The sequence below is a fragment of the Fibrobacter sp. UWB3 genome, assembly GCF_002210405.1.
In the GTDB taxonomy this organism is placed as follows: domain Bacteria; phylum Fibrobacterota; class Fibrobacteria; order Fibrobacterales; family Fibrobacteraceae; genus Fibrobacter.
This window is the reverse complement of record NZ_MWQJ01000017.1, coordinates 1-21,046: the sequence shown is the minus strand read 5'-3', so window position 1 is coordinate 21,046 and position 21,046 is coordinate 1. Positions and strand designations below refer to the sequence as shown.

General features: G+C 51.1%; 18 protein-coding genes. 12 read left to right on the top strand and 6 right to left on the bottom strand.

The features are described from left to right. Positions 1 to 157 precede the first annotated feature (157 nt). The 4 genes from B7991_RS14505 to B7991_RS14490 form a co-directional block, all read right to left on the bottom strand. Positions 158 to 763 (bottom strand): LemA family protein, encoded by a 606-nt coding sequence (locus B7991_RS14505; protein WP_088631474.1) that lies wholly within the window; start codon positions 761 to 763, stop codon positions 158 to 160. A 172-nt stretch (positions 764 to 935) separates the two neighbouring features. Further along, positions 936 to 2,126, bottom strand: coding sequence for an iron-containing alcohol dehydrogenase family protein (locus B7991_RS14500; protein WP_088631473.1), 1,191 nt, complete (start codon positions 2,124 to 2,126; stop codon positions 936 to 938). 9 nt (positions 2,127 to 2,135) lie between these two features. Beyond that, on the bottom strand, positions 2,136 to 3,188 hold the full coding sequence (locus B7991_RS14495; protein ID WP_088631472.1) for a tetratricopeptide repeat protein: 1,053 nt from the start codon (positions 3,186 to 3,188) through the stop codon (positions 2,136 to 2,138). A 6-nt stretch (positions 3,189 to 3,194) separates the two neighbouring features. Next, a complete protein-coding gene (locus tag B7991_RS14490) occupies positions 3,195 to 4,592 on the bottom strand; it encodes a histidine-type phosphatase (protein ID WP_088631471.1) in 1,398 nt (465 codons plus the stop codon). 167 nt (positions 4,593 to 4,759) lie between these two features. Between B7991_RS14490 and secA the strand changes: the two genes are divergently transcribed. From secA to B7991_RS14465, 5 genes are all read left to right on the top strand, one after another. Beyond that, complete coding sequence (gene secA, locus B7991_RS14485) at positions 4,760 to 7,747, top strand: preprotein translocase subunit SecA (protein ID WP_088631470.1); 2,988 nt, start codon at positions 4,760 to 4,762, stop codon at positions 7,745 to 7,747. A 397-nt stretch (positions 7,748 to 8,144) separates the two neighbouring features. After that, positions 8,145 to 8,777 (top strand): dTMP kinase, encoded by a 633-nt coding sequence (tmk, locus tag B7991_RS14480; RefSeq protein WP_088631469.1) that lies wholly within the window; start codon positions 8,145 to 8,147, stop codon positions 8,775 to 8,777. Then, positions 8,774 to 9,874 carry a metallophosphoesterase gene (locus B7991_RS14475; RefSeq protein WP_088631468.1) on the top strand — a complete coding sequence of 367 codons (1,101 nt, stop codon included), beginning with the start codon at positions 8,774 to 8,776 and terminating at the stop codon, positions 9,872 to 9,874. The genes tmk and B7991_RS14475 overlap by 4 nt, the downstream gene beginning before the upstream one ends. A 43-nt stretch (positions 9,875 to 9,917) precedes the next feature. Next, positions 9,918 to 10,238, top strand: a complete 321-nt coding sequence (locus B7991_RS14470; RefSeq protein WP_088631467.1) for a nucleotidyltransferase family protein — start codon at positions 9,918 to 9,920, stop codon at positions 10,236 to 10,238. An 18-nt stretch (positions 10,239 to 10,256) separates the two neighbouring features. Next, positions 10,257 to 12,098, top strand: coding sequence for a penicillin-binding protein activator (locus B7991_RS14465; protein WP_088631466.1), 1,842 nt, complete (start codon positions 10,257 to 10,259; stop codon positions 12,096 to 12,098). Positions 12,099 to 12,294: 196 nt separating this feature from the next. On the opposite strand, the gene B7991_RS14460 is transcribed toward B7991_RS14465, so the two are convergent. Beyond that, the gene (locus B7991_RS14460) at positions 12,295 to 12,504 is read right to left on the bottom strand and encodes a hypothetical protein (protein ID WP_235003069.1); all 210 of its coding nucleotides are present in this window, start codon (positions 12,502 to 12,504) and stop codon (positions 12,295 to 12,297) included. A gap of 226 nt (positions 12,505 to 12,730) precedes the next feature. On the opposite strand from B7991_RS14460, the gene B7991_RS14455 reads away from it, so the two are divergent. Both B7991_RS14455 and B7991_RS14450 read left to right on the top strand, forming a co-directional pair. Continuing rightward, the gene (locus tag B7991_RS14455; RefSeq protein WP_235003068.1) at positions 12,731 to 13,666 is read left to right on the top strand and encodes a M48 family metallopeptidase; all 936 of its coding nucleotides are present in this window, start codon (positions 12,731 to 12,733) and stop codon (positions 13,664 to 13,666) included. Positions 13,667 to 13,780: 114 nt separating this feature from the next. Further along, a complete protein-coding gene (locus B7991_RS14450) occupies positions 13,781 to 14,551 on the top strand; it encodes a hypothetical protein (RefSeq protein WP_088631464.1) in 771 nt (256 codons plus the stop codon). A 17-nt stretch (positions 14,552 to 14,568) separates the two neighbouring features. On the opposite strand, the gene B7991_RS14445 is transcribed toward B7991_RS14450, so the two are convergent. Beyond that, positions 14,569 to 15,438: a hypothetical protein gene (locus B7991_RS14445; RefSeq protein WP_088631463.1), complete on the bottom strand. Its 870-nt coding sequence runs from the start codon at positions 15,436 to 15,438 to the stop codon at positions 14,569 to 14,571. Positions 15,439 to 15,631: 193 nt separating this feature from the next. Here B7991_RS14445 and B7991_RS14440 point away from each other — a divergent pair, with 193 nt between their 5' ends. The 5 genes from B7991_RS14440 to B7991_RS15020 all read left to right on the top strand — a co-directional run. Next, a complete protein-coding gene (locus B7991_RS14440) occupies positions 15,632 to 16,867 on the top strand; it encodes an ABC transporter substrate-binding protein (RefSeq protein WP_254918003.1) in 1,236 nt (411 codons plus the stop codon). 3 nt (positions 16,868 to 16,870) lie between these two features. Beyond that, positions 16,871 to 17,671: a cyclic nucleotide-binding domain-containing protein gene (locus B7991_RS14435; RefSeq protein WP_088631461.1), complete on the top strand. Its 801-nt coding sequence runs from the start codon at positions 16,871 to 16,873 to the stop codon at positions 17,669 to 17,671. A 39-nt stretch (positions 17,672 to 17,710) separates the two neighbouring features. After that, positions 17,711 to 18,736 (top strand): phosphoribosylformylglycinamidine cyclo-ligase, encoded by a 1,026-nt coding sequence (gene purM, locus B7991_RS14430; RefSeq protein WP_014546161.1) that lies wholly within the window; start codon positions 17,711 to 17,713, stop codon positions 18,734 to 18,736. A gap of 217 nt (positions 18,737 to 18,953) precedes the next feature. Continuing rightward, positions 18,954 to 20,381 carry a glycosyl hydrolase family 5 gene (locus tag B7991_RS14425; protein WP_088631460.1) on the top strand — a complete coding sequence of 476 codons (1,428 nt, stop codon included), beginning with the start codon at positions 18,954 to 18,956 and terminating at the stop codon, positions 20,379 to 20,381. 382 nt (positions 20,382 to 20,763) lie between these two features. Further along, on the top strand, positions 20,764 to 21,046 hold a 283-nt coding region (locus B7991_RS15020), incomplete at its 3' end, for a hypothetical protein (protein WP_217898071.1).

The following is a 21,046-nucleotide window of genomic DNA, read 5'->3' as shown; positions in this document are numbered from 1 at the left end:
ACACACAAGTGTGTCTGCGACTCTCGCCATGTGTGGATTCTTCGCTACGCTCAGAATGACGGTTTTGCTTTAGATCCTTCGCTCAGGATGACACATTCTCATATCTCAAAGCGAGCTTGCGAGCGACCTCATCACTCACACCTCACTTCCCTATCCCCTACTTTATATCAAACTGCACTTTCGGTGCGGTGCTTGCGCCGGCGTCAGCGGAGAAGAGGGCTTTCGGGGAGGCGCCTGCGAAACCTGCGACGATGTTTGTCGGGAATTGGCGAATGGTGGTGTTGTAGGCCTGCACTGTTTCGTTGTAGCGCTTGCGTTCGACGGCGATGCGATTTTCGGCGCCTTCGAGTTGCACGCGGAGTTCCTGGAAGCTTTTGTTGCTCTTGAGATCCGGATAGTTTTCGGAGACGGCCATGAGGCGCTGGAGGGCTCCGCTGAGGGTGCCTTGCATTTCCTGGAATCGCTTGAGTGCGGCTTCGTCATTCATGAGGCTTTCATCGAGTTTGACGGTTCCACCCATGCGGCTGCGCATGTCCATGACTTCGGTGAGGGTGCTCTTTTCGAAGTTGGCTTCGCCCTGCACGGTGCTGACGAGATTCGGGATGAGGTCAAAGCGGCGCTGGTAGGTGTTTTCGACTTGTGCCCACTGTGCCTTTACGCCTTCTTCGAGAGCGATGATGTTATTGTAGGTGCCGATGCCCTTCCCTACGATGATGAGCAGGATGACGACTACAACTATAACGGCGATTAAAGCTTTTTTCATAAATTCTCCAGTTTTACTGCGTTAATATACAAATTTCGGGATGTGGCAAAGTAATGGCAAATGTTACTGGATCCTTCGCGTTGCTCAGGATGACACGGCGTGGAACAGGAGATTCCCGCTCGGGGGCGGGAATGACAATGCTGATTGTGCGCGGTTCCTTTTCCCGTCTCCCCTACTTCACCACTAGCGATTTATCGTAGATGTACTCGACTTCGTCGGGGGTGATGCCGCCGGGAACGAGGTCAAGTTTGGAGTGATTTGTTTTCATCGCGGTGGCGAACTTGTCACGCAATTCGCGTGTGACGGTGCATGTGCCGATGAGCTTGCGGAGCATTTTTGCAAATTCCTCGACGTTTTTGAGTCCCAACAGCGAGAGGATTTTTTCGACATCGGCCGGAACTTTCTTTTGGCAGACTTCGACGTAGGCGGCGAGGAAGTAGCCTACGGCGGGGCCGTGCGGCGTGCCTTTGCTGAGCGTAAGGTCATAGCTCATGCCGTGCGGTACGGCTGTGCTTGTCATGGCGATGGACATGCCGGCAATTGTCGAGGTGTACATCAGTTTTTCGTACAAACTTGCATCGATGGGCGCGGCATCTTGTGTCGCTTTTCGCGCAGCGGCATTTCCCCTGGCAGGCGCGGCATTTCCCGAATCATTTTTCGTAGCATCATTTTCAGAGGCGAGGAGCGCTTCTTTGCATTCTCCCCAGAGCTTGAGACCGTATTCGGGGCACATGCGGTTGAGCATGTTCGAGTGAACGTTCAGGATGCTTTCGACCATGTGCGCGAGCGCATCGACGGCGGTGTTCACAATCAGCTGCTTTTTGGCAGAGGCGAGATATTTTCCGTCAACGAGTGCGAGCACCGGGAAAATTCGGTGCGGGATGCTCTTCTTTAAATTGATTTTATGATTTGTGATGATGGCGACCGGCGTTGCTTCGGAGCCTGTTCCGCAGGTGGTCGGGACAGCGACAACAGGAGCGTGGTTAAGCGGATGACTCGGCGCTTTGTGTAGTTCATCAGCATCCAATTCCGGATTTACGAGGAGAATCGCCATAGCTTTAGCGGCATCGATAGCGGAACCTCCCCCAATGCCGATGATGAATTCGGCGCCGAATTCTCGGGCGATTTTTGCGCCTTTCCCTACGGTATCGGTGGACGGGTTTTCTTCGACTTCATCAAAAATCTGGTAGGCGACTCCCCCAGCGTTCAGGACTTCGGTCACGTCGTTTAGGGAGCCGTTGGCTTTGGCGGAGCTGTGTCCGGTCACGATGAGTGCGCGCTTCCCGACGGCGAGCAAATCTTTCGCGTGGTTTTTCACGCATTCCTTTTCAACGTAAATATCGGTAGGTACGTAAAATTGCATGGAGTCTCCTTACAGCATCAGCCATTCTTTATTGAACCATTGGAAAAGTCGCGCCTGTTCGGTGCGGTTCTTGATGAGCCACTGCGCAAATGTCGGGCGGTCGATGGGTTCACAAATGGAATAAATGAATGCGTCTACGAGTCTTTCGCGGATGAGGCCCTGATAAAATCTTTGAATCGGGTCATTGATTTCGTCGGTGAAGGCGACAAGTTTGATAATTTTCTCGAGAACGTGAATCAGGAATTCCGTTTGCTGCGTTGCATTTGAATCCTTGTCGTAGAGTTTGCGTGCACCGATAGAATCTGTGGCGAGCATGGTCTGGATAGCAAGTAAAAATTCGTTGTTGACGGTGGAATCGCTATCGGTTTGCTTGATGTTCGGCGTGTTCATTTCGACGGCATTGTCCTTTTTCAAGACAAGGTATTTGGTCTTGCCATAAAGCCTTGAAAGATTGTCGCGGATGATTTCACCTTTTTTAGTAATGAATGTCGAGTACATGGTGTAACCGTAGAATTGTGGCCATTTTCCTAGTTGGCTTGCAAGGAATCCCATGTAGTAATAGCTGCCTTCATGCGTGCGGGAATTGTTGATGCTCCGTTTGACCCAGGCGTAGGCGCTGTCAGCGTTGTTCATGCGCATGTACGTGATGGTCGCATTGTATGGAATGTTGAACGAGTTTGGCACCTTGGCAAAAGCTTCGCGATAGACGGCGAGCGCAGAATCTGGCATGCCTTTGTCGTCGTAAACTGTTCCGAGCAGGCTGTAGAGATTTTCTTCGATGCCTTCGGTTTTCAGCTTTATGGCGGCTTTGGCGTAATGGAGCGACTTGTCTAAATCGCGCTTGGCATGGTAAGTAAAGGCCATTTCGTATTTGACGAGGGCGCTCTTCGGATCTTTTTTCTCGGCTTCCTTGTATTTGGCGAGAGCTTCGTCGTACTGACCTTGTTCGTGAAATTGCACGCCTTGATCGACGAGATTTTTTACGGCTTCGGCCTTGGAAACTTTGGGCGCTGCGAAAAGTGTCGTGGCGATAGCTAAAATGAGAGCGATAGATTTTTTCATGATAAGTTAGTTTTTGAGAAGGGCGCTATAGAAGTTACGGACGTCATCCCAGCGGTAGTATGGGGCGGCGGGGCATTGTGTTTTGTCCGCGGCCTTGCATTCGATGGGCAGAGTCTGTTCAATTTCATTGTACAAAATTTTGACGAGGATGGGCTTGTTTTTTGATTTGTAGAATACCATTTGCAGGTTTGCTGCCATCGGGATGATTCTAAAATCGTTCCACTGTTCGTGCAATTTGGAAAGGTCCGAGACTTTGGCATTTGCGACGGGCAACTGCATGAGGGCGGATAGCGGGAGGAGTGTGGCGTCGTGGCCAAAGCGGAGCGTGGCTGCAATCGGCGCTTGGGTGGCGCGGGCATTTATCATTGTATCTACGGAAATTGCTTCGTCGGCTTCTTCCAAAATGTTTTGGAGCGTAGGCTTTGCAAAGTTGAGTCCATCGGGGCGGTTGATGAGCGGGCTTGTGCCTTCGAGACTGTACCACCAGGCGTTTTGCGCTTTCCAGCGTGCAATTTTTTCTTCAGTTGTGAACAAGTTTACAAATGTGTCCGCGGGTACTTTGGCGGCTTGGGCGATTTTGTCGAGTAACGGTTTATCCATCCCTTGGAGCGATGTTGCAATTTCAAAGAAGTGATTGTAGAACCCGTTGGTGTCTACGTTATTTGCAACGTATTTGTAGTCATTGAACAGCTTTTCTAGGAACTGTTGCGGATTGACGTTTTTCCAGAGCTTGTCGCTTTCGTCTGTGTACGTCTTGACTTTGGAATAGTCGAGCTTGCCCCAGTCAAAGGCGCTGATGAACTTCATGTAGCTTTTGCCGGAGATGAGTTCGGAATGGATTTTCGGGTTCAGCGAACGGAGTTCCCCGATGAAGGCGGCCATGCTCACGATGCAGCGACCGCTCGTGCTCGCATATGACCTGACATACGGCGTGACTTTTTTTCCGCCGACGTTCCAGTCCTTAAAAACTTCCCCAAAATTCTTGGACATGCGGTTTGCAATCCCTTCATGCTGCTTGACGCCCACTTGCGTGAGGTCTCCTTTGCGGGGGGCCGCCTCGTCTACGAGGACTTTCGTGTAGGCGAGTGCCTGTTTGCCGAGCTCGGTGAGCTTTTGGGCGGAATCTGCCTTGGCGAGAGTTTCAAAGAGATAGGTGTACTCTTCGCCACTGTGGTGGTAGCGGCTGCCGTGACGCCCGTAATGGCTGATATAGAAAGGCTTGTAGCCGGCGGGAGCCTTCGTATATTTAATATTTGCAGGTTCCGGGTACACTAAATAGCCACTAGAAGTGAATTCAGGATGCTTGGCGAGTTCTTCATCGCTAACTTGCGCGTTCACGGGTGCAGTAAGGAAAAATCCCGCTGCGAGTACAAAAATCCCTTTTGCAAAATCCAATTTTTTCATGTCTCCAATATAATATATTGGTGTTGCGGTGTGAGTAAACTAAATCGTTAAAGCATGTAATCCCCGTAAAAACGCACTTTAAAGGGGCTTTTCAACTTGAAACGAAAATATATTTGGCACATCTTTTGCTAACTTTTACCACGTTTAATTTTTAATCAAGGACAACCATGAGCATTGTAGATACAGTACTCCATAAGATTTTTGGTACACCTCATGAACGTAAGGTGAAACAGCTCCGCCCGGTGATTGCAAAGATTCACGAAGCCTGCAAGGCTCTCGCAACGCTTGATGACGCGGAACTTGCTGCAAAGAGCGCCGAATTCCGCGAAAAACTGAATAATGGAGCTACCCTCGACGATATCAAGGTTGATGCCTTTGCCGTATGCCGCGAAGCTTGCGACCGCCGTCTCGGTATCTTCAACATCTTCAAGCCGGAATTTGGCTTTGACTTTAGCCGCCTCGGCCCGGAACTCCAGGAAGCCGTGAACAAGGCTAAGGCAGAACTCGAAAGCGGAAAGAACGAATGGGAAGTCTACCTCCCGGCTGCCCTCTACGCTAAGGTTCGCGAACTCTATCCGGATTCTGTGAAGCCGTTCCGTATGTTGCCTTTCGACGTGCAGATGATCGGTGGCCTCGTGCTCCACGAAGGTGCCATCGCTGAAATGGCTACCGGTGAAGGTAAGACGCTTGCCGCTGCTCTCCCGGTTTACTTGAACGGTCTTTCTGGCCACGGCGTGCATGTGGTGACGGTGAACGATTACCTCGCTGGCCGTGACGCTAAGCAGATGGGCTTGGTCTACAAGTTCCTCGGCCTTACGGTTGGTCTTATTGTGAATGGCCTTGATGCTGAACAGCGCCGTCAAAGCTACAACTCCGACGTGACTTACGGTACCAACAACGAATTCGGTTTCGACTACCTCCGCGACAACATGGCTGTTGAACCGAACCAGCTCGTGCAGCGTGAACTCAACTTCTGTATCGTTGACGAAGTGGACTCCATCTTGATCGACGAAGCCCGTACGCCGCTCATCATCAGTGGTCCTGCCGAAGACGCTACCGAAAAGTATGCAAAGGCAAACGAAATTGCAAAGCAGCTCGTCCGTAATAAGGACTTCTCTGTCGACGAAAAGGACAAGAACATCCAGTTTACCGAAAAGGGCGTGCTCCACATCCAGGACTTGATGCACATTACGAACCTCTATGGCGAACATGCCGACTGGGTTCACTTCCTCGATAACGCTCTCCGCGCTTGGTACCTCTTCGAAAAGGATGTCGACTATATCGTCCGTGACGGTGAAATTATCATCGTCGACGAAAATACGGGCCGCTTGATGGAAGGCCGCCGCTACTCCAACGGTATCCACCAGGCCATCGAAGCCAAGGAAAACGTGCAGATCCGTCGCGAAAACCAGACGCTTGCGACGATTACGTTCCAGAACTACTTCCGTATGTACAAGAAGCTCTCCGGTATGACTGGTACGGCTGAAACCGAAGCAACGGAATTCATCAAGATTTACAACATGAACACGTGGGTCATTCCGACAAACAAGCCGTGCATCCGTAAGGACTTGCAGGACCTCGTTTATAAGTCCGAAGATGCCAAGTGGCGCGCCATTGTTGCAGAAATCAAGGAACGCCATGCGAAGGGCCAGCCGCTCCTCGTGGGTACGGCTTCCATTGAAAAGTCCGAAATCCTCCACGGCATGCTCGAAAAGGAAGGCATCCCGCACGAAGTCTTGAACGCCAAGAACCATGGCCGCGAAGCTGAAATCATCCAGTACGCCGGCTACAAGGATAAGGTGACGATTGCAACGAACATGGCTGGTCGTGGTACTGACATTGCTCTTGGACCGGGAGTGACTGAACTCGGCGGTTTGCATGTGCTCGGTACGGAACGCCATGAATCTCGCCGTATTGATAACCAGTTGCGCGGTCGTTCCGGTCGTCAGGGCGACCCGGGTTCTAGCCAGTACTTCCTCTCCCTCGATGATAACCTGATGCGTATCTTCGGTGGCGACAACGTCAAGAACCTCATGAACCGTTTTGGCGTGGGCGAAGACGAAGTGATTACTCACCCGATCGTTTCCCGCTCCATCCGTGGTGCTCAGCGCCGCGTCGAAAGCCAGAGCTTCGATATCCGTAAGCACTTGCTCGACTACGATAACGTGATGAACGAACAGCGCAAGGTGATTTACGGACTGCGCCGCCGCATCTTGAACGGTGAAGATATCCGTGACGAAATCATGAACCGCATCGAAGACGCTTGCGATATCAAGGTTTCTAACTACATCCCGGCAAAGAGCTATGCGGAACAGTGGAACCTCGAAGGCTTGCACGAAGACTTGCAGCGCACGCTCGGCATGGAATACAGCCTTACGCTTGAAGATGCTGTTTCGAAGACGCCGGAACAGGTGCTCGATGAAATCATCGACCTTTGCAAGGTGCGTTACGACAAGCTCACGAAGATTATTCCGGATGCCGACTTCCGCAATATCGAACGCCGCTTCCTCCTCATGACGATTGACCAGGTGTGGAAGGAACACTTGTATGCTATGGACCAGCTGAAGGATGCTATCCGCTTCCACGGATACGCCCAGAAGGATCCGCTGATGGTCTACAAGAACGACGGCTTCAAGATGTTCGAAAGCTGCATGGAAAAGATTGCAACGCTTACGGCTCTCCGCATTTTGAACATCCGCATCACGCTCCCGAACGGTGTGACGGTTTCTCCGGACCAGCTCCAGCTCAAGAGCCAGGAACAGATCGATGCCGAACGCAAGGCTGCTGAAGAAGCCGCCGCTGCCGCAGGTAACGCTGGCGATGCTAATGCAGAAAGTCATCCTGAGCAAAGCGAAGGATCCAGTGAAGGTTCTTCCGAACAGCTGAGTGCCGAAGGCGCAAAGGCCGCAGGTCTTGCCGGTCAGGCTGCTTCGTCCGAGACGAACGCCCTTTCTGAAGATCAGCAGGCACAGCCGATGCCGCAGAGCGCACTCCCGGGCACTCGCCCGAACCGCTCCGCTGCTGCTAACGCCGCCCTTGCTGCCGCCGTGAAGCGTGCCCAGCAGCAGGCTGGTGCAAAGCTCGGCCGCAATGACCTCTGCTGGTGCGGTTCTGGCCTTAAGTACAAGAAGTGCCACGGCAAGGACGTTGAATAATTCGGAGTTAAGAGTTCGTAATTCGGAATTGTCATGCCCGATTTAATCGGGCATCTCCTTCCAAGAATCGCGAGCACTCCCGCATAAAACGTAATTGAAAAATCCTCGGCTTCCCCGCCGAGGATTTTTTTACATCCATAAAAAAAGCGAGATATTCAGTTTGTTTTGAATAAATAAGAATTCGTCGAGAGAATAAAGCGTCGGCCAAGGTATATTCTTCGCAGTAGCGTGCAAAACGAGTGTTGCGACGGGCTGCTTGCAGACCGGCATAACCGAGTGAAGCCGCTGACGCCGTAGGCGTCAACTCCGAGCTGGGGCCCCGCCCGCATGATGTACTTTTATGAAATAAGAAAAAGCCATTGGCGCTCAGCCAAAAAATTTTTGCATATTTGTTCTTATGAAAACTGCGAAGAATTTTTTTAGCCTCGAAGGCATTGATGGTTCCGGAAAGTCCACACAAATCGACATGCTCGTCCGCGTGCTGGAATCCGAAGGCCACAAGGTCGTGAGGCTGCGCGAACCCGGTGGCGCCAAAATTTCCGAACGCATTCGCGAGCTCTTGCTTGACCCCGCTTTCAAGGGCATCATGGCAGACGATACCGAACTCTTGCTGTACAATGCCGCCCGTGCCCAGGTGATTCACGAAATCATTAAACCCGCACTCGATGCAGGGAACATCGTCATCGCTGACCGTTTTGCATGGAGCACATTTGCTTACCAAGGTTATGCCCGCGGGCTCGGTGCTGATAAAGTCCAGCGCCTTACGGAACTCACTTGTGGAGGCTGCTTCCCGGAACTCACTGTAGTTCTCGACTTGACCGTCGAATCAAGCCGCAAGCGCATGGCTATTCGCGGTGGCGCCCCTGACCGCCTCGAAAGCGAAAAGGCTGAATTCTTCGAGCGTGTCCGCGAAGGTTACCTCGCTGCAGGCCGCGATTATAGCGATTGCGTGAGTGTTGTCGATGCAGACCGCACTCCCGACGAAGTACACAGCGATGTCCTTTCACTTATTAAAGCGAAACTGAAATGATCTTTTTCTTCATACTCATCTTTGGCGTATTCTTCCTGTTCTTTAACGTGAGAATGGTGGCGCCCGGAATCAAAGGGAGCGTCATTGCCGGTATTTCGGTAATCCTCCTCCCCCTCTGTTTCTTGTTTAGAACAACTTATTTTGCATCGCTTGGCATGTCGTTTTTTGCGGTCTGGCTTAGCGAGGCACTTTTCCTCTATATCCTTTGGTGGATTGCTCGTGGCATCCGTCGCGCTGTCGTCAAGAAGCCGCTCGATCAACGCGTCGCCATTTCGGTGGCGAGACTTTTGTTCTTTGTTTCCGTTCTCTTGACGGTCATCTTCCGCATTGCAGGCACAGGTGCAAACGACAATTTCCATGTTCGCGAGTTCAAGATTGCCGTCCCGACAGAAAAGGAATTTACGGCGTTCTTCTTTAGCGACCTCCACATCGATCCGCTTTTCAAGCGCGAAAAGATGGAACGCATTGTGCATGTAAGCGATAGCCTCCACCCGGACCTGGTGCTTTTTGGCGGTGACTTCTCGGATGTCGTGGATTCGACACTTTCTGCCTGGGAGTACGACTTCCTGGTGCAAAAGCTTGCCGCGACCGCCAGGATGGCTGCGATTGCCATCGACGGGAATCACGAAGGGTTCCTCGAACGTGAAGGCAGCGACTTTAAAAAATGGATGCAGAATAACGGTTTCGTCGTGCTGGAAGACTCCACCGTCTGCACGCCGTTTGCCTGCATTACCGGCCGTATAGACCACAACGTTGCCAAGATTCGCGATATCGAGCGAAAGCCGCTCTTTGGCTTGCGCCCTACAGTCGAAGAATCGAAGCTCCCCTGGCTTCTCCTCGATCACCAGCCACGCGGAATCGAAGAAGACCACCCTGGCCGCCGTCCCGACTTTGCCATGTCCGGACACACGCATAATGGCCAGTTCTTCCCGGGAACGCTCATTATCAATTGGGTTTGGCGCCTTGCTTATGGAATTGGCGAACTGGATCAGGTCAAGTGGCTTGTTTCTAGCGGTGTCGATTCCTGGGGCCCCCCTGTCCGTATCGGTAGCGATACCGAAGTCTGGTTCCTCCGTTTTGTACCCGACAGACTGTAATGGCAGTCAGTGTCAAAATACATTAACTATATTTTAGCGAACTATGACTCTTTGTTTAGAATCGGATCAGTTAGAAACCGTGCAAAGGATTCTTGGACTCCATTTTGAGGGGTTCGAAGTTTGGGCGTACGGAACACGTGTCACGGGTGTGGATTTGACCCCGGATACGGATTTGGAATTGGCTGTCATTTCGGACTCCCCTATTTCTCTCGATGATATGACTTCGGTGGAAAAGGCATTTGTCGAAAGCGGACTTCCTTTCCGTGTTGATATCGTTGACTGGTCGAAGCTCCCCGAATCTCTTCAAAAGCAAATCAAGAAAGAACATTCAGTCGTTCAGGAGGCCGCCGATAGCTTCCAGTAAGACCGGCGAGGTTTAATTATGAATCGCTTGTTTCCTTTATTTTTAGCAGCAGTCCTCTCCACCTCTGTTTTTGCGCAGGATGATGTTGAACGCGTAAAGTCTGTGGTCAAGAACGGTCGCTGCTCGGATGCAATTGCACCGCTGCAAAAGATTTACAGCTCCTCGTTCCGCAAGATTGAAGGCGAAAAGGCTTCCGTGATGCTTGCCGAATGTTATTTGCGTACAGGCAAAAAGGATGATGCTTACGACGTGGCATCCCGCTTCCTGGAATACCATGTGAAGTCCGCCTACCGCGAACGAATGGAGCTTGCCCGCGCTGTTATTGATGTCGAAAAGGGCTCCGTGTTCGATGGTGTCGAAGCCATGCTCCGCGTGCTTTCTTATTCGACCAACCCGGCTGCAAGGTCTCGTGCTAAAGATGTCGCCATTCAGACTTTGGCCGCATCCCTCCTTACGGCAGACCAGCTTCAGGCTTTGCTTGAAAAGTATCCCGTTGATCGCGAAGTGATGGGTTGGATGCAGCTCCAGCTTGGTCGCGAATGCCAGAACGCCAAGCGTTACCGCGCTGCTAGATACTGGTACAAGAAGGTCCTCAAGACGACTTCTTCCGAGAATTTGCAGAAGACCGCCAAGAAGGGCATCAGCGCTCTTGAAGGTCTCGGCGCCGGTCTTCCGACTGTGCTCGTGCTTGCTCCGCTTTCCGGCGATTTTGCCGAATTCGGTGCCGCCGCTGTGCAGGGTTCTCTCCTCGCTTACGAACAGGCAAACCTCAAGGGCAAGGTGAACATAATCTTCCAGGACACGCACGCCGATGCCGCTATCGCTCTTATGCGTACGCAACGCGCTGTGAACCAGGACAGCATTATCGCTATTATTGGTCCTATCATGAGTGCTCCGGCAACGGCTGTCGCCGCTTGGCTTGGTGCAAACTTCCAGCATGTGCCGATGCTTACTCCGACTGCAACGGATGCTGGCATCGCAAAGCTTGGCCCGAACATCTTCCAGGTGAACCTCACCATGGACATCCTCGCCCAGACGATTGCGGACTTCGCTATCAAGTGCCTCGACATCCGCGAATTTGGCGTGATGAGCCCGCTCGGCGATTTCGGTACGGCCATGTCCGAAAGCTTTACCCGTGCTGTTGAACGTCGTGGTGGTGATGTTGTCGGCTTCCGCAATTACGAAGAAGGCCGTCCGGACTACAAGACGGAATTCAACCTCATGCGCGATGTCCGCTTCAATCAGGAAAACCGCCGTCGCAATATCGCTAAGGGCGTGAATGATCTGAACTCTGTGAATCCGCGTGACCGCAAGCTTTACCTCGCCGACTCTACCGTTGAATTCCCGGGCCTCTTCATTCCGGCAACAAATCCGGCAGATGCAGGTGCCATGGTGAGCCAGGCCGCATTCAACAAGGTTTCCGGCACATATCTCGGAACATCCGGCTGGTATGGTCGTGAACTTTTGATTCAGGGCAAGCGCCTTGTCGAAGGTTCTTACTTCAGCGTTCCGAGCATCGACATGAACAAGGGCAACACGGCTTACACGAACTTCGTGAAGGACTTCACGGCTCGCTGGGGCGTGGAACCGGGTGAAGACAAGGTAAGCGGTCTCAGCTACGATGCCGCAAACATCATCTTTACTTCGCTTGCCGCTGTGACGGGCAAAGACGATGACATGACGCATTACATCAATGCGACCAAGGACTTCAAGGGCATTTACGGTGACATCCAGTTCCGTCGCGGTGCAAATGCCAATACGAAGATTATTACGGTGAACAAGGGCAAGTTCGAAGTCGTGACGACCTGCGAACGCCAGGACAAGGCAAAAGAATCCGCCAAGTCCAAGAAAAAGAAGTAACGCACTCGTCGTCCTGAGGGCAAAGCCCGAAGGACCCAGTCAAGTCTTGATTTGCACTCGTCATCCTGAGCGAATGCGAAGGATCCAGTTAAGTCTAGTAGTTGCACAAGCTTTAAAAAAGAACCCTGCGGCTTTGCCACAGGGTCCTTTTGTTTCTGCCGCTACTGCGGCTATCACATAATATAGCTCCGTAAGGTTAGCTATTTGCGGCGATGCATGCCGCTACGAAATCTGCCGATTCACCTTGCTGGTAATAGGTGTAAAGGTTAGAGTCGTCCATGATGTCTTCTAGATTGACGCCGCTGGTGGAGGTCAGCTCGTCTTTGATGCGAGCCTTGAATGCCTGGAATCCCGTGTGGAGCAGGTAGTAGAGTGCTGCGGTCTGTGTTTTGTGGAGCATCTTCATGGTGGCCTCCATAGAAAAGAGTTGTTGTGGCACCTGGATGAATTCTTGTAAGTCTTCTTCTGATAACCACTTAGCTACATTTTTCTTGACAGACTGTTAATAAGATGTTTATTTCTTATTAACATCTATTGTATTTATACATTTTTTTTGCTCCGCAAACAAGCTCTGCCATATTCCAAAATGGAAGGTGGTATGGCGAAACAAAAGTTTCTAAATTGCGCTTATAATGTTTTCGAGAATCATCGCACCGCTTTTAATGGTTGCCGGCATTTCGTTTGCCGACGAACTTTCTTTTGCACTTTCTCCGGCGCAAAATGCACTTGCCGAACAGGTGACGCAAAAGACGATGGAACTCAATTACGTTGAAGCTTTCAATTTGGCCCGCAAGCTTCGCCTCGAAAACGACGGTGTCGGCTGCGTGTTCCAGAACATCATCCGCGTGAGCATGTACGACGACAAGGGCGATACGACATCGCTCAAGGTCGCCGCCAAGAATCTTGAAACCTGCAAGACCGAAGGTCTGTGGGATGCGCTCCGCAATTTCGAGATTGGCTACGTGCTTACCGAGACGGGCCACTCCGTTAAGGGCGCCATGCAGACTCGCTCGGCCGCAAGCCAGTTCGAAGATGCCAAGGATTATGAATCCAAGGCCTTCTATGCGATTTACGCGTACTATGTCGATAACAGCTTTGGCTGGCTTCCGTTCAAGTCCGACAATCGCGAGGCTTACCTCAAGATTCTTGATTCCGGCTCCCTGCGTTCGACACGTTTCTGGCCGTTGTTCCTGACGCCGCTCATCTGGATGCACTACGACCGCAAGGACTACAAGACGGGCCTTTCGCTTGCTGAACGCGGCCTCAAGAAGGCCCCGAATCATCCGGTGATGCTCCAGATCAAGGCCGATATGCTTTACAGGCTCGAACGCTACGACGAAGCCGCCGCTATTTACGAAAAGAGCGCCGCCGATTACCTCGAGCGCACAGGCAAGTCCATTCGCTATTGGTGTTCTATCTTGAACCTCATCCGCATCTATCACGATGCCGGTGATAATGCGAAGTCGGCAGAACAGCGCAAAAAGCTCAATGATCCGGACTATCAGAAAATGAAAAAGTGGATGCCCGGTTCGCTCATCGACGACCTTACCGATCGCAAGCTGATTTAGTTTTTAGCCATATCCCGTATTGTTTCTAAAAATTATCAAAAAAATATCGAAATAAATTCGGCAAAAAAGCGTGTTAATAAAGTAGAAGCTCATTAACACATCAGGAGGTTTTTTATGCCGAGCAAGTTGTCCGTTTTGCGGGTTGGCTTCTTTTTGGACGGTTATACGCTTAAGAAGGTCAACGAGTATTATCTCAAGTACCACAAGTTCCATTCCCGCCTGGATTTTAGAGAACTCAAGGGCTGGGTGAGGGATTACGTGATGAGGCTGTTTGGCCGTGAAGGGTGCATCGTCGAACTGGAGTCGCATTATTACCATCCGTACGAGAGGAGTTTTGACGTTGCCGAACCGACGGAGGAGAACGGTTTGGACCGTCTGGAAAAGCAGCTCATGCTCGCCGGGTTCGAGGTGCATTACAATGCCTCTGCAGATGCAAAAAAGCTGGGGCCGAACATGCAGCTTGTCGAGGACGCATATCTTTATGCGTATTACCGCAAGATTGATGTTCTCGTTTTGTTGAGTACGCAGGGGCAGTATTCATCATTGCCGGAACGGCTCAAGAGGGTGGGGGTTCCTATGCTTCTTTTGGGGTGGAATTTCGATTATGAGAGAGGGAATACCAAAGTGTTCTGGAGGACGGATTCATGCCTACGCGAGTTGAGCGGTTATTATGTCGCCATGGAGGAGGTCGCCGAAAAATACCCTCCTAAGCGTAGTGCCGCGAAAAATCTATTCATGCTGCCATATGGCATGCATTCATCAAAGAGGACGAATGTGTGGAATACGTACTTGCAAGAAATCATGGCTTCTCTGGACAATCCGGAACCTGAATGCAAGAGCAATTGCAGGTATGAAAAAAGCCCCGCGTTAGCGAGGCTCGGTTAGCATAAACTAATTGAATCTTAGATTTTGTCCAGCTGTTTCTTGGTCCAGGGACTTAAGAATGTCCAGCCTATGCGGAGACCCACGAACCAGGTATCGCCATCGTTGTCAGTGTTGAAGCTGTGCGTATCGAGCTTTTCACCTTCGACGTCAAGTTCATTGTAGCGTACGGCGCGGTAACCGCCATAGAGGCCGATGGAGAACTGTTCGAACTGGAGGCGGGCTTCGAGTTCGGAGTTGAATGTGGCGGCCATGGTGCTGTAGTAGCGGTCGCGCATGAGAGTTTGGGACTTGTTACTTTCGCTCGTGACAACGTAGTTAGAGGTAAAGTGGATGTTCATCATGTTGAAGCCGATACCTACAGCAGGGATCAAGTTGAAGAACGCGTCTTCGCCGAGAAGTTTCCAGCCGAACATCCAGTCGGCACCATAGTTAAACCAGCGTGCGTCGTAGAGGGGGAATGATGCTGTGCTGCCGGTGGGGACACCCGTGGAGTCCATAGCGTATGCGGTAACTGTGGATCTCGGTCTTTCGGATATCTGCGTGATGGCGAAGTTGATGCTGAACCATGTGAGGAACTGCTTGTACTGCGCACCGATATTGAAGTGGAGGTTGGGGTAGTACTTGTTGAACTTGCTGTATTTTGCGGAACCGTAGTAAAGGGAAGTGTCGGAACCGCTCTTGTACTTGAGGCCGCCAACTGCAAAGGGGACTGTGTTCACGTAGTCGTGGAATCCGGAGAACATGCCACGGAAATCACCGCCAAAAGAAATGAATCCGCGGATGTGGTCCTTGTCGTAAAATCCTTCTTCGGCAGCGGAGGAATTACTGGCAAATGCAAGAATGCTAAATACCGCGGCCAAGCACAAAGAGGCTATTTTTGTCTTCATAAAGGCTCTCTCCTAATAGGAATCTCAAAAAAGAGATATTAAGTCAAACAATAAAATACATTATCTTCCGGTTTTGTGCATGAAATTTTACGATAGATTGTTGAAAATCAAGAAATTAAGCCTGTTTTGCCATTCGTTCCATGGGTTGCGGTTTAGTTTTTCGGAATGTTTGCCTTGTGTTTCGCGTTCGGGTTTGCTATCGCTTTTGTGGGTTGGCGCCTTGGTTGGTGGGGTATTCCTGACTGGGTGCCGTGAAGAACCGAAGGATTTGCAGGCGAAAACGTCGGTGGAAAAGTGCAGCGAATCGGTTCAATTCGAATCGGTCGAGAGCGACTATTTCTCGATTGGTAAACTGTGCGGGGTGGATGTCGCTGTTGTGCGTTCCGTGGTCGGCAAGGATACGCTCGTCCACAAGTACGTGATGATGGATTCTGCTGCCGCAACTCTCGGAATGGATCTTCGCAGGCGTGGGTTCCCGGAAGATTGGCTCTCGGCAGTGGTGTTGCGTGTGCCGCTCAATCGTGTGGCAGCTCTTTCGACTTCGCAGGTGGGGTATATGCTTAGGCTTGGGCTTCGCGACAAGATTGTCGGTGTATCGGACGGGCAGTACATCGTGGATAGCATTTTGTATGAACGTGCAAAGAATAAATCTGTAGCGAGTATCGGTTACGATGCGGGCGCCTTGGAAAAGCTGATGGCGCTGAATCTGGACTTGGTGCTTGACTTTACTACAGGCGGTGATTACGATAACTACGAACAAATTGCACGCACGAATCTTCCGTTGATGCTTACGTCCGAGTGGCAGGAAAATACTCCGCTTGCAAAGCTGGAATGGATTAAGTTGTACGGAATCCTGTTCGGCGTTCGCCCGCTTGCCGATTCAATTTACAAACAAGAGAAGACAAAATACGAAACGCTAAAGGCTTTGATTGCTTCTACAGACTCCCTCTCGTCTCTCGTCTCTCGTCATTCGTCTGAACATTGCCCTAGAGTTCTCGCTGGCATGTCTTATGGCGGTGTGTGGCATGCTTCTGGCGGTAAAAGCTTTACGGCAAACTTGGTTCGCGATGCGGGAGGCTGCTATGTGTGGGCTTCCGATACTTCACGTGAACTCACGTTCTCTTTCGAAGAAGTCTATGCGCTTGCCGATAGCGTGGACATGTGGGTGAATCCGTCTGCGTTTGGTACTGTCGATGAAATTCTCTCGCTGGAGCCTCGCGTGAAAAATATCAAGGCATTCAGGGATAAGCTAGTTTTCCAGAATGATGGGCTTAAGGGCCCCGGGGCAGGTAATGATTTTTACGAAGGAGCCATCACGCGACCGGCGGAACTCCTCTGGAATCTTACAAAATGCATAAAAGGCTCCGTTCCGAGGTTAAATTCGATTGACACCAGTTACAAATGGTACAGAAATATCTATAATTTTTAGCGTATGATGTCACACACAGGTATTGGAGATTGGATTTCTGCTCAGTATGACCTCGGTGTACCGTTCTTGCAACAGGTGCCCAGGGAATATGCGGACTATCTGCTTTTAAATTCGCAGATTCGCGAATACGATGCTGGCGAAATCATCCTCCAGGGCGGAGTCGAAGGCGACTGCTTCTGCGTCTTGCAGAGCGGACGCGTTGTCATTTGCGGCCAGATTCTGTCCGATGGCCATTACAGCGCGCTTGCGACTTTGGAAAGCGGCTCCTGTTTTGGCGAAATGTCTATCCTGTGTGGCGAACCTACCGCCAATACGATTATTGCCGCCGAAGACGGCTGCACGGTGCTTCACATTCCGAAGGCGGAATTCCTGAAGTTCCTGGATAAAAATCCGAGTGCCTTGCTTTACCTTTACAAGGTGATGGCGGATCGTCTCCGTGCAAAGAACCAGGCGCTTGATGAATTCGAACGCTTGTCGCTTTTGGCTTCGGCGAAGGTTCTCCCGTTTATTGATTTTGCGCAGACGATGGAAAAGAGCCGCATTACTGGAACGGTCATTTGCGAATGCTCCGGTGAATCGGGCTTTATCGCTTTCCAGGACGGCCGAATCTGCTGTGCCAAGTGCGGCAAGCTTGCAGGTCCGGATGCACTCGAAAAGATGCTTTCCTGGGGTGACGAGACATTGTTCAAGCTGGATACGCATGTGATGCCCGACGTTATAAACATCAACCAGATGTCGGATACCACAAGCCTCATCCTTGATGCGCTCAGAAATATTGATGAAAAACAAAGTGCCCGTAAATAGGGCCAAATCGCTGCCCGCTCGTAGGGCAAAGGAAAAAAGATGAATTACGCAGACGCAGGAGTTTCCTTGGCACGTGCCGATGAGGCAATGGTCGGTGTCAAGAAGTCCGTCCGTACCACATTCAACCAGGGCGTTCTCGGCGACGTGGGCAACTTCGGTGGCCTGTTCACGCTGAACCACCTCGGCATGAAGGACCCTGTCCTCGTGAGCTCCGTCGACGGCGTGGGCACCAAGCTCAAGGTCGATATCGAAATGGGCACGCATGAATTGCCGGGCCAGGACATCGTGAACCACTGCTGTGACGATATCCTCGTTCAGGGCGCACGTCCGCTGTTCTTCCTCGACTACGTGGCTACGGGCCGTTTGGAACCGGGTGTCATGGACAAGCTCGTTGCTGGTATGGCTAAGGCTTGCCGCGAAAACGACCTCGTTTTGATCGGTGGCGAAACTGCTGAAATGCCGGGCTTCTACGGTCCGGGTGACTACGATATCTCCGGTACGATCGTGGGTGTCGTGGAACGCGAAAACATCATCGACGGGAAGAAGATCAAGCCGGGTACGATCATCCTCGGTCTCCCGTCCACGGGTCTTCATACAAACGGCTATTCTCTTGCTCGTAAGGTTCTCTTTGACGTGGCTGGCTACAAGGTCGACACTATGGTTGACGGCATGGACAAGTCCATCGGCGAAGCTCTTGCAACTCCGCACCGCAGCTACTATCCGAGCCTCATCGACCTCTGCAACAAGAAGAAGATTCAGGGCCTTGCTCACATCACCGGTTCGGGCTACCAGGGCAACATCCCGCGTATCCTTCCGGACAACGTTGACGTGATTATCGACCGCACCACGTGGGATCCTCCGATGATCTTCAAGCTCATCCAGCAGGCTGGCTCTGTTGAAAAGGACGAAATGTACTCCACGTTCAACATGGGCATGGGCATGCTTATCTTCATCGACCCGGCTGACAAGGCTGAAGTCGTCGCTCACCTCGAAGCTAAGGGTGAAAAGTGGACGCAGATCGGTGAAGTCGTCGCCGGCACCAAGCAGGTGAAGTTCCGCGACTAGTCATTAGTAGTTGGTCATTGGTTATTGGTTTAAATAATCGCGCCTTTGGCGCCTAACTAAGGCTGATGACTATTGGCTAATAGCTAATAACCAAAAGGCTTGCACGCAAGTGCGGCCTTTTTTTGTTCCAACTCACATAACAGCTTTCAAAAAACTTTTTTTCGTGCCTTTTGTTGGAATAAAATCTAATTTTTGACGAGGTGTGAAAAGGAAAAATATGAAAAAACTTTTACTGAGTTCTTTATTGGCTGCAGGTGCTTTTTCAATGTTCAGCGCCTGCTCTGATGACCCCGTTACCGCATCATCTCCGATTGCGGCTCCGACATCGAGCGATTCGGGTTACCCGGGTACTTCTAGCAGTTCTAGCGCAATTGCTCCGAACCCAGGCTCTAGTGGTTCTAATCCGCTTTCCAGTTCTTCTAGTGTTGTTCCGTCGAATCCGCTTTCGAGTTCTAGCGTGGTTGCTCCGGTTCCGGGTTCTAGCTCCAGCGTCGTTAATCCGTCTCAGTCTAGTTCGTCTGTAAATCCGACATCTAGCGCAACTCCGGGTTCTTCTGCTGTTGAAAGCTCTAGCAGCAATGGGCCTGTCAAGACTGTTGGCAATCCCGAAGAAGACATTAAGTTGTACCCTGTGCCAACGCTCAAGAATATTCTTGGCAATGGCACTAGTGGCTGGAATACCCGCTATTGGGACGCCTGTAAGGCTCACTGCTCCCAGACGAGTACCGATGGCGCCGAAGGCAAGCCCAAGATCAATACTCAGGAAGAATACGCGGCTAGCCATTATACGGCACGCGTCTGCAATATCAACGACATTGAAATTCCGACGTTCACCTACAGCAAGGGCTTGGAACGCTACTGGATCGGTATCCAGAATACACCAAACGCATGCCAGGAAGCAGATCCTGCATCTGGTGGCGGCTTCACTTGTACCGACATGGCCCCTGTAGCTGTGAATGATACTTTGGCATATGCTTTCGTTGCTGGTAGCGATGCGACAACTTCGTGTGGCAAGTGCTTCCATTTGCAGTATGACGGTAGCTTTAAGGATGCCGATGGCAATAATGCTCCCAAGGGGACCCACAAGGCTCTTAAGGGTAAGCATATCATCGTGATGGCTTCCAACATCGGTCACGATGTGAAACCTGGCCAGTTCGACCTTATGGTTCCGGGCGGCGGACCGGGCATCTTCAATGCATTGCAGCTTCAAATTACCAAGCCTGGCATTGAATGGGGTGCTACCTACGGCGGCTTCTTGACATATTGCCAGAATGGAGAAAAGTGCGGTTATGATGGAACGCTGGAATGCTACCAGAGTTGCGTCAAGGACATGTGCGACGCGGCCTTTGGTGACTCCAACTATCCGAACTTGCTCCGTGGCTGTCACTGGTTTGCCGACTGGTTTATGGCTGCCGACAATCCGACCTATCAGTGGGAAGAGGTGGAGTGCCCGCAGTACTTGATCGACAAGTACTCTACGACCATTAGCACTTCTATTGAAACCAAGATTTTGTTCCAGTCCGACTGGTCCAAATATAAGGGCGGTGAATTTATCACCACGGACGCCTGCAGCAGCACCCCCAACGAACAGCATGAATACTGCGATCCTGACCAGTTGGCTGCAGACAAAGCAAAGACCTACTAGTCCAGTGTAAGAACAAATTTATTGGAATATGTTGTCCCGGAAGCACCCGCTCCCGGGATTTTTTTTGTGCATTTGCTGTCTCGTCACTCCTTTATGTCACCCCGGCTGAGCCTGCCCCGGACGAGTTCCGGGATGCCGGAATTGCCATTTTTCACTCTCGTCACCCTGAATTTTACCCCATCATCCTGAGCAGAGCGAAGGATCCAGTCGCTTTTCGTGTTTTGGCGCCCCGGCCTCCGCCCCCTGCCAAAAAGATTTCTGTTTACAGAATGTGAATAATGTGTAGTGCCGACGGAATACATCCCGTTTTTATCGAAAAAAGTGAAAAAAAGTGAATTTTTTTCACAATTACCCCTTGCAAATGTTCGTGAAAATTCTATAATTGGCGCCGTTCCTGAGAGACGAGGCCGAAACGAAGAAACGAAAGCCGAGAACGAAGGAAAAAGCGAAAGCCCGCGAGACTTTCGGGAAGATTGAAGGAATCGGAGATGTGCTTAGTGACGGCCCAAGAAAATTTCTTGGAAGTCAATTAATCAAGAGGCGAGAGTCGCGACCAAGCTTGCTTGGGCATGACCGAGCCGAAGATTTAAGCGATACTTTAAGTATCGCCATTTACGAAAAACAGGACAGACTATTTAGAAAATCAATGAAGAGTTTGATCCTGG

Bases quoted from the DNA above. Each gene is read 5' to 3' on its own strand.
- B7991_RS14450 (WP_088631464.1), top strand. From the start codon at position 13,781: ATGCCGAGCAAGTTGTCCGTTTTGCGGGTTGGCTTCTTTTTGGACGGT.
- tmk (WP_088631469.1), top strand. From the start codon at position 8,145: ATGAAAACTGCGAAGAATTTTTTTAGCCTCGAAGGCATTGATGGTTCC.
- B7991_RS14500 (WP_088631473.1), bottom strand. From the start codon at position 2,126: ATGCAATTTTACGTACCTACCGATATTTACGTTGAAAAGGAATGCGTG.
- B7991_RS14490 (WP_088631471.1), bottom strand. From the start codon at position 4,592: ATGAAAAAATTGGATTTTGCAAAAGGGATTTTTGTACTCGCAGCGGGA.
- B7991_RS14470 (WP_088631467.1), top strand. From the start codon at position 9,918: ATGACTCTTTGTTTAGAATCGGATCAGTTAGAAACCGTGCAAAGGATT.
- B7991_RS14505 (WP_088631474.1), bottom strand. From the start codon at position 763: ATGAAAAAAGCTTTAATCGCCGTTATAGTTGTAGTCGTCATCCTGCTC.
- B7991_RS14465 (WP_088631466.1), top strand. From the start codon at position 10,257: ATGAATCGCTTGTTTCCTTTATTTTTAGCAGCAGTCCTCTCCACCTCT.
- purM (WP_014546161.1), top strand. From the start codon at position 17,711: ATGAATTACGCAGACGCAGGAGTTTCCTTGGCACGTGCCGATGAGGCA.
- B7991_RS14425 (WP_088631460.1), top strand. From the start codon at position 18,954: ATGAAAAAACTTTTACTGAGTTCTTTATTGGCTGCAGGTGCTTTTTCA.
- secA (WP_088631470.1), top strand. From the start codon at position 4,760: ATGAGCATTGTAGATACAGTACTCCATAAGATTTTTGGTACACCTCAT.
- B7991_RS14455 (WP_235003068.1), top strand. From the start codon at position 12,731: ATGTTTTCGAGAATCATCGCACCGCTTTTAATGGTTGCCGGCATTTCG.
- B7991_RS14460 (WP_235003069.1), bottom strand. From the start codon at position 12,504: ATGAAGATGCTCCACAAAACACAGACCGCAGCACTCTACTACCTGCTC.
- B7991_RS14445 (WP_088631463.1), bottom strand. From the start codon at position 15,438: ATGAAGACAAAAATAGCCTCTTTGTGCTTGGCCGCGGTATTTAGCATT.
- B7991_RS14475 (WP_088631468.1), top strand. From the start codon at position 8,774: ATGATCTTTTTCTTCATACTCATCTTTGGCGTATTCTTCCTGTTCTTT.
- B7991_RS14435 (WP_088631461.1), top strand. From the start codon at position 16,871: ATGATGTCACACACAGGTATTGGAGATTGGATTTCTGCTCAGTATGAC.
- B7991_RS14495 (WP_088631472.1), bottom strand. From the start codon at position 3,188: ATGAAAAAATCTATCGCTCTCATTTTAGCTATCGCCACGACACTTTTC.